At 59.2% G+C, this 13,374-nt stretch carries 12 protein-coding genes; 4 read left to right on the top strand and 8 right to left on the bottom strand.

The window, feature by feature from the left end; all coding sequences use genetic code 11:
* Positions 1–37 precede the first annotated feature (37 nt).
* The 3 genes from treZ to aqpZ all read right to left on the bottom strand — a co-directional run bounded on the left by treZ (position 38) and on the right by aqpZ (position 3,683).
* Complete coding sequence (gene treZ / locus LOC68_RS09075; RefSeq protein ID WP_230217911.1) at positions 38–1,900, bottom strand: malto-oligosyltrehalose trehalohydrolase; 1,863 nt, start codon at positions 1,898–1,900, stop codon at positions 38–40.
* Between the two features lie 239 nt (positions 1,901–2,139).
* Positions 2,140–2,763, bottom strand: coding sequence for a hypothetical protein (locus tag LOC68_RS09070; RefSeq protein ID WP_230217909.1), 624 nt, complete (start codon positions 2,761–2,763; stop codon positions 2,140–2,142).
* Positions 2,764–2,951: 188 nt separating this feature from the next.
* A complete protein-coding gene (gene aqpZ, locus LOC68_RS09065; protein ID WP_230217907.1) occupies positions 2,952–3,683 on the bottom strand; it encodes an aquaporin Z in 732 nt (243 codons plus the stop codon).
* Between the two features lie 312 nt (positions 3,684–3,995).
* Here aqpZ and LOC68_RS09060 point away from each other — a divergent pair, with 312 nt between their 5' ends.
* The 4 genes from LOC68_RS09060 to LOC68_RS09045 are packed head-to-tail and all read left to right on the top strand — an operon-like array spanning position 3,996 to position 8,387.
* Positions 3,996–4,985, top strand: coding sequence for a DUF1559 domain-containing protein (locus tag LOC68_RS09060; RefSeq protein WP_230217905.1), 990 nt, complete (start codon positions 3,996–3,998; stop codon positions 4,983–4,985).
* A gap of 44 nt (positions 4,986–5,029) precedes the next feature.
* Positions 5,030–6,559 carry an outer membrane protein assembly factor BamB family protein gene (locus LOC68_RS09055; RefSeq protein ID WP_230217903.1) on the top strand — a complete coding sequence of 510 codons (1,530 nt, stop codon included), beginning with the start codon at positions 5,030–5,032 and terminating at the stop codon, positions 6,557–6,559.
* Positions 6,556–6,951, top strand: a complete 396-nt coding sequence (locus tag LOC68_RS09050; RefSeq protein ID WP_230217902.1) for a hypothetical protein — start codon at positions 6,556–6,558, stop codon at positions 6,949–6,951. The genes LOC68_RS09055 and LOC68_RS09050 overlap by 4 nt, the downstream gene beginning before the upstream one ends.
* Before the next feature lie 56 nt (positions 6,952–7,007).
* A complete protein-coding gene (locus tag LOC68_RS09045; protein ID WP_230217900.1) occupies positions 7,008–8,387 on the top strand; it encodes a hypothetical protein in 1,380 nt (459 codons plus the stop codon).
* A gap of 153 nt (positions 8,388–8,540) precedes the next feature.
* Here LOC68_RS09045 and LOC68_RS09040 read toward each other — a convergent pair whose 3' ends face one another.
* The 5 genes from LOC68_RS09040 to LOC68_RS09020 all read right to left on the bottom strand — a co-directional run bounded on the left by LOC68_RS09040 (position 8,541) and on the right by LOC68_RS09020 (position 13,218).
* Positions 8,541–9,491, bottom strand: a complete 951-nt coding sequence (locus tag LOC68_RS09040; protein WP_230217898.1) for a hypothetical protein — start codon at positions 9,489–9,491, stop codon at positions 8,541–8,543.
* A gap of 131 nt (positions 9,492–9,622) precedes the next feature.
* On the bottom strand, positions 9,623–10,228 hold the full coding sequence (locus tag LOC68_RS09035) for a LutC/YkgG family protein (protein ID WP_230217896.1): 606 nt from the start codon (positions 10,226–10,228) through the stop codon (positions 9,623–9,625).
* Positions 10,221–11,609 (bottom strand): lactate utilization protein B, encoded by a 1,389-nt coding sequence (locus LOC68_RS09030; RefSeq protein WP_230217894.1) that lies wholly within the window; start codon positions 11,607–11,609, stop codon positions 10,221–10,223. The genes LOC68_RS09035 and LOC68_RS09030 overlap by 8 nt, the downstream gene beginning before the upstream one ends.
* Complete coding sequence (locus LOC68_RS09025) at positions 11,606–12,355, bottom strand: (Fe-S)-binding protein (RefSeq protein WP_230217892.1); 750 nt, start codon at positions 12,353–12,355, stop codon at positions 11,606–11,608. The genes LOC68_RS09030 and LOC68_RS09025 overlap by 4 nt, the downstream gene beginning before the upstream one ends.
* A gap of 71 nt (positions 12,356–12,426) precedes the next feature.
* Entirely contained in the window at positions 12,427–13,218 is a 792-nt protein-coding gene (locus LOC68_RS09020; RefSeq protein WP_230217890.1) for a sensor histidine kinase, read from the bottom strand.
* Positions 13,219–13,374 lie beyond the last annotated feature (156 nt).

Raw genomic sequence — 13,374 nt, 5'->3', positions numbered from 1 at the left:
CGCGAAGACGCGGCAAGAGCATGGCACCAGGAAGCGACTACCGCTCCACCGGGCGCATCGCCACCGCCGTATGCCCCGGTATCAACCACCGCTGCGTATCCAACAGCGCCGTTCCTGATCCGCCGTAGCGGGGCTCTTCGCTCGACCATAGCAGCGACCACTGCGTTCCATGCGGCGCAGCGATCAGCGGTTCGGCGACCGGATCCCACGGCAAGTCGCGTCCCAGGTTGACCAGCATCAGCCGGTCTTCACCACTCGGCGTGATCCAGCGGAGCAAGAACGCTTCGTCGCCGATCACGGCGCCTTCCAGCATCACGTCATCCTGCTGCGAGATCGTCACGTCATTCTTCCGCAGGTGGAGCAAATCGCGATGCAGTGCGACGACCTGCGCGTTGGTCTCCACTTCTTCCCACTTCAACTTCGAGCGCTGGAACGCCTCGCGGCCGATCGGATCGTTCGGCAGGTGCGATTTGAAGTAACCAGCCGCGCGGGGAAAGCAGCGCATGAACTCGAGTCGCCCGTCGCGCGCCAGCTGATCGATCCCGACTTCATGGTCGGCGAAAAAGTAAAACGGGCTCGACGCGGCGAACTCTTGTCCCATGAAGAGCATCGGCGTCTGCGGACCAAGCAGCATCAACGCCGTGAGTGCGCGAAACCGTCCCGGCGAGGTGAGCGCGTGCGTTCGCATCGCACTGGCCGAGTTGGAAACCTGATCGTGGTTTTGCAAGAAGTGGATAAAGCGTTTCCGCGGCGTCCCGAGGGCGGCCGAGCCTCGTTTACGCTTGTTGCGCTGGTTCCATTGCCCCTGATAGAGATAGCCCCACCGCATCGCCGAGACCAACTCTTGCGGCGTCCCGACATAGTCGGCGAAGTAAAACTCGCGGTGGCCGGTCGCCGCGACGCGACACGCGTGATGGAAGTCGTCGTTCCAGAGACCATCCATGCCGTAACCGCCCTCGTCCGGCGAATGGACGTGGCAAATCTCCTGGGCGTCGTTCTCGGCGACGACGACAATCGGGCGATCGCCGGCCGCTTCTCGCGCGGCGGTCGTCGTCTCGGCCAAAACGTGCGGGCTCGTATCATCGAAAATCGTCTGCGTCGCATCGAAACGGAGCCCGTCGAGGTGAAACTCGCGTATCCAATAGGCGGCGTTTTCAATCACAAAACGCCGAACCGGCCCGCGATGCTCCCCATCGTAGTTCAGCGCGTCGCCCCAGTCGGTCGCATGTTTGACCGACGGAAAGTAAGGAGAATAGGCGCCCCAATAGTTGCCGGTCGGACCGAAGTGGTTGTAGACGACGTCGAGCATTACCCCGATGCCGATCTGATGGGCCGCATCGACGAAGTCGCGAAAGTCGTCAGGCGAGCCATACAACCGACAAGGCGCGTACCAATAGACGCCGTCATAGCCCCAGCCGAATTCTCCCTGAAAGTCGGCGACCGGCATGATCTCCACCGCGGTCACGCCGACGCTCTTCAAGTACGGCAGCTTTTCTTTCGCCGCGGCCCAGGTTCCTTCGTCGGTAAACGTGCCGAGATGGAGTTCGTACAGGACCTGACCTTCCAGCGGCAATCCTCCCCACGCGTGATCTTTCCAGTCGTACGCCGACGAGTCGATCACTTGCGAAGGACCATGCACGCCGAACGGTTGAAACCGCGAAGCGGGATCGGGATAGAGCTGCCCTGCCCCGTCGAGCCGGTACATGTACAACGCACCGGGCTGGATGTCGCCTAGGTGCGCGAAAAAGAAACCATCCTCGCGGCGTTCGAGCGAAAAGAATCGCTGAGCTTCTCCCTTGTCGTTGACGATCGCCAACTCAACCTGGTTGCGCTGCGGCGCCCAGACCGAGAAATCAACGCCTGACTGCCGAACAATCGCCCCAAAGGAATAGTTTCTCACTGCCGGTTTCGGATTCATCGCCACAGTCGCTCGCTCTTGGAAGTAGGTAGGTGCAGAAATCCGTTAGTCGCCCTGCATTTCATGTTAGGCGATTTCCAGACGCTGCAAACCCTGGCAGCAAAGCGACGCCAAGAAGTAGCGATCGTAGCCCGAGGCGCAAGCCGAGGGAAAGCGGTCGCAAGCCCAGGGCCATGCCGGGAAGCGAGTGGACAACGCTGCCGTTTCGGCACCCGATAGCCCTACCCCTTCATCGCCAGGATCGCCGTCGCAAGTTGCTGTTCCGCCTGAAGAATCACTTTGACGGTCAGTCGAAAATTGGGTTTCGGCGAACCTTGGGGCGTCCAGGCAAAACGTCGCCAAAGCGCTAAAATGGCCGGACCTTCTGCGACGCCTTGCATTCGCAGAAACAGATCGCGCCCGTACGCGACCAGCGCCGCCGGCTCACGCTGCGGCGGCTGTTCGATCCACGCGGCGATGTCCGTTTCCTCGAGCGTCACCTGCTGTTCGATCGCTAACTGTGCAATCGCATCGACCATCAGCCGATCGGCGTAGCTTTTGTGCTTTCCCGTCACCTTCCTGGCTTGCAGATTTGGCGCCGCGATCATCCAACTGCATATCGGACAAAAACAATGGGCGCCAGGAGAAAAGCGCTGCATCCCTGGACTAGCGATCAGATCAAACGAATTGATCAGATAGGTCGTAAAGAATTGTGCAAATTGGGGCAGATCATCCCAATCAGGACGCGCGTTTTGCGGAATACTGAAGAAGTGTTCCCGAATCCAAGCTTCGGTCGCTTTCGGCAATTCCGAATAGGGATGGACTGTTCCCAACGGAATCAATCCCCGGGTGACGGAGTCCGCCATCCAACGAAGCAATCGGTAGCTTCGTCGCTGCATATCTACGGCGCGACGCAACTCGGTTGAATCAAAATAATTCGCGAATAGAACTTCTCTCTTGTGAAACCAATGCGGCAGAATGCGAGGCGACGCTTCCTCAATCCTCTAGATAGGAAAACCGTCTCAAAGGTTCGCCATTTTCTCCTTCAAGAAAGCTACTCTTCCGCTTTCACTTCCTCAAAACAACCGCGATAGAGCGCCCCAGCGGCGATGGCGCCGATGATCGGCGCAACCCAGAAGAGCCAGAGCTGCATCAGCGCCCAGCCGCCGACAAAGACTGCCGGGCCGGTCGAGCGGGCCGGATTGACCGAGAGATTGGTGACCGGAATCCCAATCAAGTGAATCAACGTCAGCCCTAGTCCGATCGCGATCGGCGCCAGACCGGCCGGGGCTCGCGAGTCGGTCGATCCCATAATGATCATCAAAAACATGAAGGTGAGAACGATCTCGGCGACCAGGCAAGCGATCAGCGAATAGCCAGCCGGCGAATGTTCCGCATAGCCGTTCGCGGCGAAACCATCGGCCAGCGAAAAGCCCTCTTTGCCGGAAGCGATCACGTAGAGCACCGCGGAACCGGCCAACGCGCCCAACAACTGCGCGACGATGTAAGGAACAAGATCCTTCGCCGCGAATCGTCCTCCCGCGGCAAGCCCCAGCGAAACGGCCGGGTTGAGATGGCATCCGGAGATATGCCCGATCGCAAAGGCCATCGTCAGCACCGTCAGCCCAAACGCGAGCGCAACGCCCAAGAGCGTAATGCCGATGTTGACGTCGGTCCCTTCCAGCTTGGCCCCGACGACCGACGCCAAGACGGCGCTGCCGCAGCCCCCAAAGACCAACCAGAACGTCCCAATGAATTCCGCCGTACAGCGCTTTCCGAGACCCATCGCCACTCTCCCCGCAAAAAGAGGCTCCACCTGGAGATTCAGCGGCGCGATCGGCAGGACGCCGATTGCGTCTTTTTGCTCATCGTAGCGGCTGGAAGTCACGAACGAAAACAAATTCGCGCAGAAAAATTCATCGCCGTTTTACAGCAACACCAGCTGATGACTTCCTCTTTTCGGCGCCTTTAGTGACTCAGCTCACGCTTGAAACAGGCCCATTCGCCGTTTTCAATCTTTCTTGCACTTGCATATTGACTGCAGGTACATTCACTTTAAAGTGAGGAGGACCTGACCGAAAACCACTGGAGCAACTGCATGATCCCCTACCCTAATTCCTCGATGCGACGACGCCGCGGATTCACCCTGGTCGAACTGCTAGTCGTCATCGCGATCATCGGCGTACTGATCGGACTCTTGCTTCCTGCGGTGCAGCAAGCCCGCGAAGCGGCTCGCCGGATGCAGTGCAGCAACAACCTGAAACAGCTAGCGCTCGCCGCCCACAACTACGAATCGACCTACAAGGTCTTCCCCTACCCGGCCAAAGATTCCAATTACGGCTATTCGGCCCAGTCGAAGATCCTTCCCTTCATCGAACAAGGGAATTTCCAGGACCAGATCGACTTTTCGCAGCCGCTGATGATCGGCGCCAGCTATCTGAAAACGCTCAATCCGATCTACAACAACCTGGTCGGAACCAAGATCGACGTCTTGATCTGCCCCAGTGATCCCGGCGATCCGCTTTATGAGGATGGCGGCGTTACCTGGGCCGGCGGCAACTACATGATGAACGCCGGGCCGGGAGTTGGAACGCAATACTGCAGCACCAGCGATACCGGCGGGCTCTTCTGGCGCGGCAGCGTCATCGGCTTTCGTGACATCACTGACGGAACCAGCAATACGATCCTGATGGCGGAGACGCTGTTCGGCAATCGGACCAACTCGACCGATCTCCTCGACGCCCAGACGCAGCTCCGCTCGACCAGCGGCGGGGGAAGTCCTTGTTCGACGTCCGCCGCCGATCTCGACGTTCGATCGGTCGCCAGTTACGACGGTCGCCGCGCCGGACAATGGATGCGCAATTTGACTTACCAGTCGTTCATCAACGGCTACTTTCCGCCCAACTCCTCTTCACCGGACATCCTGTATCACGGCGACGCCGTGATGGGCGCCCGCAGCCAACATCCCGGCGGCGCGATGGTCAGCTTCGCCGACGGCAGCGTGCGCCTGGTCAGCGAAACGGTCGACCTGGCGACTTGGCGGAACCTGTTCGCACGCAATGACGGCAACGTTGTCGGCGAATTCTAAACGCATCTTCTTCTACTACCTTTCTTAGGCACTAGGAACACACGATGAAATCGGTTTCGTCATTACTTGCACTACTGACGATTGCAGCGGCCGGCTCCTCCCTGTACGGCCAACAAGCGAACTGGTCCGAATTTCGGGCGGGGGGAAGTTCGCACGCCGCAGCGCCGCTGCCGCTTCGCTGGTCTCCAGACGACGGCATCGCGTGGCAACGCGAGCTCGACGGTTATGGACAATCGACGCCGATCATCTACGGCGAGCGAATCTTCGTCACGTCGGTTGAAGGGTTGAACAAGGAGACCTGCAATGTCGCTTGCTTTGATCTCCATTCCGGCGGCCAAATCTGGCGACATCGTTTTCCCGCAGCCAACCAGGCTCCTTCGAGCTTCATGATGGCCCGCGCGGCGCCAACTCCGTTGGTCGACGCCCGAGCGGTTTACCTCTTCTTTGAAAGCGGCGACGTCGCGGCGATCGATCATGAAGGGCATCCCCTTTGGCGTCGCGATTTGGTCGCGGACTTCGGAGCGTTCGACAACAACCATGGTCTCGGCGCGTCGCCGACGCAGACCGACGAGCTCGTCTTCGTCAATATCGAGCATCGAGGCCCCTCGTACCTGATCGCGCTCGATAAGAAGACCGGCGATACGCGCTGGAAGACGGAGCGTCCCTCTTCCAGCTCCTGGTCGTCGCCGATCGCCCTCGACGGCCAGATCATCGTCAGTTCCAGCGGCGCGGTGACCGCTTACGACGCACAAACAGGCAAACAACTCTGGAATATCGGCGACTTGGACGGCAACAGCGTCCCCTCGCCAACGCCGGATGGCGATCGGCTGTACGTCGGCGCTCGCATCGCGGAACGTTCCGGCGGCGGCGACGTAAGTCGCTCCAATCTCTGCATCACGCGCAGCGGGGCCGAAACGCCGCAGATCTTGTGGCGAGCCGAGAAGGCGGTCAGCGATTTCGCCAGCCCGGTGGTCTGTGGCCAGTGCGTCTATTACCTGAACAACGTCGGCGTCGTCTATTGCCTCGACAAGCTTAGCGGCGACTTGCACTACGCCAAACGCATTGGCGCCGAATGTTGGGGGACGCCGATCGTTTCTGAGAATCGCGTCTACTTTTTCGGCAAGGATGGGCGGACGGTCGTGCTGCAGGAAGGGGCCGAGTTTCAAGAGTTGGTCGTCAATACGCTCTGGGATCGCGACGCACCGCCGGCGCCGGAGAGCTATGTCGAAAACGTGTCTTCCGAACGACGTTCCTTCAGCCTGGACGACTTACTGGAGAAAAACGACGCCGACAAAGACGGCTATCTGACGAAGGACGAACTGCCGGGACGTTTTCAATCGCTCCTCGCCGGCAATGACAAGGACCAGGATGGTCGACTCGACGCCGCTGAAATTGAAGCGGCCGGCAAAGCGATGGCCGAACGTCGCGCGAGCTCGCAGGAAAACGCCCGTGATCCGATCGTCTATGGCGCCGCCGCGGCGGCCGGGCGAATCGTGATTCGCACCGGAACGCGTCTCTACTGCTTGTCCGATACGCCCCTCGCAACTCCAACCGCAGAGCCGCTTCCGCAATGATCCGCATCGACTCTTCGCCCATTCAGACCGCGCTCGTTCTAACGATCCTTGGCGCCCTGCTGCTGGGATGTCGCGGTTCAGCAGAACCGATGGTCGACGCTCCATCGGCAGCCGTCGAGCAGTTTGTCGACGCCGGCAAAATGTGGCTTAAGCAGGACACGTTTTCCGAGGAAGACCAGGCGAATCTCGCCCGATTTTTCCATAGCCATCCCAATTGGCGCGACAGTACCGAGTTGGAGGGAACGCCGGTCGTTTACGCCACCGAAAAACAGCGGCGTTACTACTGGATTCGCCCTGCCCAAGACCAACCGATTTGGACTTGCCTCCATTTCGAGAACAAACGCTTTCGCATCACCAATGGGGCCGGACCGCTTGGTTCCAGCGCCGACTGATCGTTCGCATTCGTACCTAGCCAATCTATCCACCACAACTCCTTGGCGATTTTCCCATGAGAACTTACGTAGCCATTGCCACGACGCTGGCATTACTCATTTCCTTTTCCGATCGATGCTCCTACGCCGAAGAAGCGTCCGGACAACATTCCCACCACAGCGAACCCCGCCTGATCGGTCGCATCTTCTGGCAGAACGAAGCGGACGCGACGCTCGCCTATGGGGACCTGACCCGCGGAGAAAAATGGGCGCTGGAGCCGAAAGCGATCCCCGGCTTCCCGCAGCTCGATCGCGACTCGCAAACGCTGGTACAGATGCAAGCGATCGGCAATGTGCTGGTCGCCGGCGTGCGGGATATGGAAGAAGGAGAGCTCGAGAGCGGCTGGATCGCAATCGACGGGGGCGGTCACGAAGAAGAACATGGGGATCATACGCATTGGCGGTTTACCCAAGCTCCGCAGGTGCTCGCCACCCAACTCGACGACCAACAAGGGAACCCAGCCCATCTCTATCAATACGACGGCGCCTTTTACCTGGCGAACGATCAGAAGAACGGGTTTACGCGGCTCCGTCCCGAAATGCTCGCCAAGGGAGATACGGCCGCAGCGGCTAAGTTCTTCGCTGGCGGCGGCCAACATATCACGCTTGCGGCCGTAAACGATCAGGTCGCCTACTCGACCTGGATTGACGGGAAAGAGGAGAACAGCGGGCGTATCGACGTCGTCAATCTGCGTGAATCAGAGAACGGCAAGGGGAACTACAAGATCCACACTCCGACCGGCGGACTGCATGGCGCCACCGCCAATTCAGGTCGCGTCTTCTTCGCACCGGCCGACGGCATCTGCTGGGTCGACGCCGATCGCGAACTGATCCAAACCGAGAAGTCCACGCAGGTGCATCACGTCTCGCTCGGCAAAGATCCGGAAACGGAAAAGCCGCTCCGGACTGGGGCCTTCGCCAACGCCGGCCATTGGGTACTCTTCACTTCGCAATCGTCGGAAGAGTCGTTTCTCGGCCTGATCGATGCGACGGCGAGCGAGCCGAAGGTGCAAAAGCTGCCGATCGAAGCGGCCGAGGGGCTTCGCCTCACGACGCCGCAGATCTTGGAAACGCCGAGCGGTTTGAAGATGGCGTTTCTCTTTCAAGATCGCCATGACGGCGACGCGACGGAGCAACTGACCGCAATCAACCTTGATCCCGATCGCAACGGCGACTTCTCCGACGCCAAAATCGTGAAGCATATTCCGATCGGCAAGAGCAAGATCGTCGGCCATAGCGGTCATCACGACATCTGCATCATGCCCGGCGGGCGATATGCCTGCATCAGCAACCCCGGCGACGGCACGATCTGGGTGATGTCGCTGACGCGACTGGAAGTGCTGGAGAAGATCAAGGTCGACGGCGTTCCGAACCGCATCGTCACGATCGGAAACTAGCTCGCCCCAACACTAGCCCGCAGCGCAAGCGACGGAATGCGCTGGGCGAAATGAACCGTGTCGAAACCAGAATGTCGAACGAATACCCGTTCGACATTCGTTATTACATGGAGACCGCATTCCCTTGCTTGCGCTGCGGGCTAGTCAAGACTATTAGCCGATCGGCTTAAGGACGATCTCGTATCGTTCCAAGTCGTCGCGGCGGAAGAACTCGCGGTCGGTCAGATCGTCGTCGCAGATCTTGCCGCGTTCGACGACATAGATGCTCGCGTCGTACTTGCCGTTGGGGACTTCGTACTGGTAGATCTCATCGGCCGACCAGATTTCGATGCGGCCAATGGCGACTTCCAGTTTCGAGCGAAAGACCAGTTCGCGCGGCTGCGAAACTTCGGGCTCTCGATTGACCCACAGATCGCAGCGAATCGAGAGCGGCTCGTCCAAGACGTAGAACTCGATCAGTTGGCGATCGAGCGCCCGTCCGCCGCGCTGGACGTCGTCATCATCGGGCGACAAGTCGGCCTGGTCTTCCAGCTCTTCAAACAGGTCGAAGTTGCCGATCATGATCGGCGCCGGTTCGAGCGAAATCAGAAACTTGCCGTCCGGATCGGACTCCTGGCGATTTTGCAGGAACTCTTCCCACGCCGGCAGTACCTGGCGATCCAAGGCGGGCTCTTCGGCCAGACTGGCCGTCGCCAAAACTCGTTCGACTTCGGCCGCTTCAAATTCATCATGCGGCGCCCGCGCGACCACCATCACGAAGACCCAGTCGTCGCCGCACTCGATCAAATAGTCGCCGTGGGCGGCGCGGCCGTGCGAACCGTAGCCGCGCAGGTAGCGATGAATCTGCACGCCGGGAGTGTCGCCGGCCAGAATGCCAGGATTGACCGCGGTGCGGTTTTGCACCATCTGCTGCATGACGCGGGTCAAATTCTTCGCGCCGTCTGGATCGAGCGGCGTCGCGATCATCCGCCACTTGCGGGCGGCGATAGAAAGTTCGTCATCCTGGAACGATTCGATCTCTAGCTTGGTCGGCGATCCGTCCAACGCTAGTCGGAGCAAATTCAATCGGGGCGCATCAGAAGTTTGCTGTTCTACTTCGCTCATCCATCGAGTCCTGAGAAGACGGCGCGCGGGAAGCGAACTATTCCAACAGGTTCGCAACCGCCGCTCGGCCAATTTCATTCTAGAGATCGCCGCCCGGTTGTGCAGCTATCAAGCGGCGGCTTGGGCCGAAATTATTGTCGCAAAAAGAAGACGTTCAGCGACCGGGCCCCATGGGCGCCGATCACCAGCGACTGCTCGATGTCGGCCGTCTTGGAGGGGCCCGAAATGAACGCGCCAAAGCGGGGCTCGCCAAACGAGAGCCGTTCGTACGCCTGGTGCATGTTGTCCACAATCGCGTCGGCTGCATTGGCCGGCGCGGGAACAATAAAGGACAAATGCTGCGGAATAAAGTAGATAACTCGGTGCTTAACGTCGGCATCGTCGACCCAAACGGCACCGTTTTCAGCGACGGCGAACTGCGCCGGCAAGACCGCAAAATCGACGTCTTCCAGTTGGTGCGGATCTTCGACCGCGGCGAAATCGACGTTGCCGGCGACCTCCGCGCAGAGACTGACGATCTTCTTTCCTGCGGCGAACGCTGGAACCTGTTTCAATTGAGCCAAGATCTGTTCCGACGAGTCGACGACATGCGCGACGCCGCCGACAGCAGCCAGCACCGAACTGAAATGGGCGACCCGATCGTCGTAGCGAATCCAATCCCCAGCCAAGCCGGGATGATCGACGGCGGCGACAATCTGGTTGCGGATGCTTTTTAAGATTTGATCGCGGCTACTCATCGCTGGCTTTTTTCGACTCGTGAATTTGATAGAGCTCGCGGAAGCTTTGCTTCGGAGCCTCCGGCATTTCGCGTTGTTTGCCCCACGGATTCAAACCGTGGTAGATCGCCCAGCGAGGCAAATGCCGTAGGAACCAACGACCGACCGCGCCGACGAATCGAAACAGCCAAGGCGACTGCATCATCCAGCTGGTCAGCTTCATCGGAACCGTTTTCGACATCGGCAACTGGCCCCGTTTGCGAATCTCGCCGCGCCACTCGAGCAGTTCGTGATGCAGGTCGATCTTCACCGGGCAAACGTCGGTGCACGATCCGCAGAGCGTGCAGGCGAACGGCAGGCTCTTGTGTTGCTTCGAGTCGCGCGAAGGAGCGAGAATTGATCCGATCGGACCCGGGACCGTCGTTCCGTAGCTGTGCCCGCCGCTGCGTCTGTAAACAGGGCAAGTGTTCATGCAGGCGCCGCAGCGGATGCACTTCAGCGAGTTGCGGAACTGCGAGCTCCCCATCAAGTTGCTCCGGCCGTTGTCGACCAGAATGATGTGCAGTTCTCCGCCGGGACGGGGCCCATGGAAATGGGAGGAGTAAGTCGTGATCGGCTGCCCCGTCGCACTGCGAGCCAACAGCCGCAGAAAAACGCTCAGGTCGGCCGCCTTCGGGACGAGCTTCTCGATCCCCAAGCAGGCGATGTGCAGCTTCGGCAGCGAGACGCCAAGGTCAGCGTTCCCTTCGTTGGTGCAAACGACCAGGCCGCCGGTTTCGGCGATCGCAAAATTCACGCCGGTAATGCCGGCGTCGGCGGCGACGAACTTCTCTCGCAAGTGATTGCGGGCCGCTTCGGTAAGGTAGTTCGGATCGTTGTTGCCGGCTTCGGTATGGAGATGTTCGTGGAAGGTCTCGCTGACTTCTTCCTTTTTGATGTGGATCGCCGGCAAGACGATGTGGGAGGGGGCTTCGTCGCGAAGCTGCACAATCCGTTCGCCAAGATCGGTGTCGACCACTTCTATCCCATGCTCCTGCAGGAATGGGTTCAAGTGGCACTCTTCGGTCAACATCGACTTGCTTTTGACGATATGCTTGGCGCCGATCTTTTGCAGCAGCGACAAGACGATCTGATTGTGCTCGTCGGCGTCTTTCGCCCAATGGACGACGGCGCCCAGCTTGGTCGCGTTCCGTTCAAACTCTTCCAAGTAGTCGGCCATGCGGCTGACGGTGTGCAATTTGATTTGCGACGCGGTGTTGCGCAGCTCTTCCCATTCGGGCAAGCTGACCGCCATGCGATCGCGTTTTTCGCGGACGAACCAAAGCGCCTGGTCGTGCCAGTGCGCGCGAGCGTCGTTGGCGACGAACTTTGCCGCCTCTTCCGGATGCTGAGCCGCTTTCATGATTTCGCTTCGCTCTCGTTGAGGATCTCGGCGATGTGCTTGATTTGCAGCGGCATCTCTTTCCGTTTGGCGAGCCCCTGCAGATGCATCAAGCAAGACATGTCGGCCGCAGTCAGAACCTCGGCGCCGGCCGAAAGATGATCCCGCAAGCGATCGCCCCCCATCATGCAAGAGACCGCTTCTTCGGCGACGGCGAAGGTTCCGCCGAAGCCGCAGCATTCGTCCGGGCGCTGCGGTTTTACCAGTTCAATCTGGTCAAGCATTTCGAGCAGACGCTGCGGCTTGTTGAATGCCGGGCCGACTCGTTCGCTCGGCTTCCCCATCCCCAGTTCACGCAAACCGTGGCAGCTGGAATGGAGACCAACCTTGTGCGGATAGGCGCCGTTCCATGAGTCGACCTTCAGGACGTCGACCAGAAACTCGCACAGCTCAAAGGTCTTTCCCTTCAGCTCTTCAAATCCAGGACGTCCTTCCAGGAACTCGTCGTAATGGCGGCGAACCATCGAGACGCAACTGCCGCTCGGACAAACGACGTACTGGTAAGGAGCGAATATTTCCAGGAACCGCTCGGCCAGCGGTTTGGCGTCGGAGGCACAACCGGTGTTCGACATCGGCTGGCCGCAGCACGTTTGAGCCGACGGAAAAACGACGTCGCAGCCGCGACGCTCGAGAATTTCCAAGGTCGCCATGCCGACGCGGGGATAAAGCTGGTCGATGTAGCAGGGAATGAAGAGCGCGACTTGCATCGATGCTTGAGGGGGGAGACGAATGGGTGGATGCCGACCGAGCCTCCTGCCGGTCGAAAGCTAGCCCTGTATTATACTCCCTTCGTCCCCGGGGGGTTACCCGAGATAACGCTCCATTTGTCGAAATCCTGGTTGGCGCGAATCAGCGGAAAATCGATCTTCAGCCGCGTTCCCGCACCAGGGCTCGATTCGATTTTCGCCTCGACGTCGAACAATTTGGCCCGCTCGGCGATTCCCTTCAGGCCAAATCCAGACCCGGCGACGCGGCCCGGGTCAAATCCAATGCCGTCATCCTCCACCGTCAGGATCAACCGATCCCCCATTTCGTCGAGCCGGATCCGCGCATGTTTCGCCTGGCTGTGGCGCATGATATTGGCGACCGACTCTTGGACGACGCGGTAGATCGTACATTCCAACAGCGGCAGCAAACGATCAAACTGCACGTCATGTTGAAAGTCGATCTCGCAGCTGTCGGGCATCTGCTCGTCCAGCATGCCTTCGATCGCCGCAATCACGCCGATATCTTCCAATAGCGGCGGGCTGAGCCCTTTCATCACCCGCCGGGCTTCCGAGACGCTGCCGCGCAAGATCCGGAGCGCCGTATCGATCCGCTCTTGGTCAATTTGTCCCGGCGCCATCTCCAAATGCATAATCGCCGCGGTCAATCCCTGAACAATGCCGTCGTGGATCTCATAAGCGATCAGTTGTCTGTCCCGCTCATGTCCCGAGAGAAGATACTGCAAATAAACTTTGTCTTGCAGCAGTTGCTGTTCGACCAGCGAGCGTTCGCGAATCTCCGCTTCCAGCTTCGCGTTCAGGTTCTGCAATTCGCGAGTTCGTTCTTCCATCGATTTATCCGCCATCGATTGTTTCGCCTGATTCCCGGCCCGTAAAAATAGATTCGGTCGCCGTTCTTCCAATAAGTCGACCAAACGACGTAGCGCAAAAGACGAAATCGGTTTCGTTTTATCCCTCTTTATCGAAGCCGAAAACGAACCGGAAAGGGATCCCTCTTCCTA

The sequence above is a fragment of the Blastopirellula sediminis genome (assembly GCF_020966755.1).
Taxonomy (GTDB): Bacteria; Planctomycetota; Planctomycetia; order Pirellulales; family Pirellulaceae; genus Blastopirellula; species Blastopirellula sediminis.
This window is presented reverse-complemented; position numbering and strand designations above follow the sequence as displayed.

Coding starts and splice junctions, on each gene's coding strand:
- LOC68_RS09070 (WP_230217909.1), bottom strand. CDS start 2,763: ATGGCGGACTCCGTCACCCGGGGATTGATTCCGTTGGGAACAGTCCAT.
- aqpZ (WP_230217907.1), bottom strand. CDS start 3,683: ATGGGTCTCGGAAAGCGCTGTACGGCGGAATTCATTGGGACGTTCTGG.
- LOC68_RS09060 (WP_230217905.1), top strand. CDS start 3,996: ATGATCCCCTACCCTAATTCCTCGATGCGACGACGCCGCGGATTCACC.
- LOC68_RS09055 (WP_230217903.1), top strand. CDS start 5,030: ATGAAATCGGTTTCGTCATTACTTGCACTACTGACGATTGCAGCGGCC.
- LOC68_RS09050 (WP_230217902.1), top strand. CDS start 6,556: ATGATCCGCATCGACTCTTCGCCCATTCAGACCGCGCTCGTTCTAACG.
- LOC68_RS09045 (WP_230217900.1), top strand. CDS start 7,008: ATGAGAACTTACGTAGCCATTGCCACGACGCTGGCATTACTCATTTCC.
- LOC68_RS09040 (WP_230217898.1), bottom strand. CDS start 9,491: ATGAGCGAAGTAGAACAGCAAACTTCTGATGCGCCCCGATTGAATTTG.
- LOC68_RS09035 (WP_230217896.1), bottom strand. CDS start 10,228: ATGAGTAGCCGCGATCAAATCTTAAAAAGCATCCGCAACCAGATTGTC.
- LOC68_RS09030 (WP_230217894.1), bottom strand. CDS start 11,609: ATGAAAGCGGCTCAGCATCCGGAAGAGGCGGCAAAGTTCGTCGCCAAC.
- LOC68_RS09025 (WP_230217892.1), bottom strand. CDS start 12,355: ATGCAAGTCGCGCTCTTCATTCCCTGCTACATCGACCAGCTTTATCCC.
- LOC68_RS09020 (WP_230217890.1), bottom strand. CDS start 13,218: ATGGCGGATAAATCGATGGAAGAACGAACTCGCGAATTGCAGAACCTG.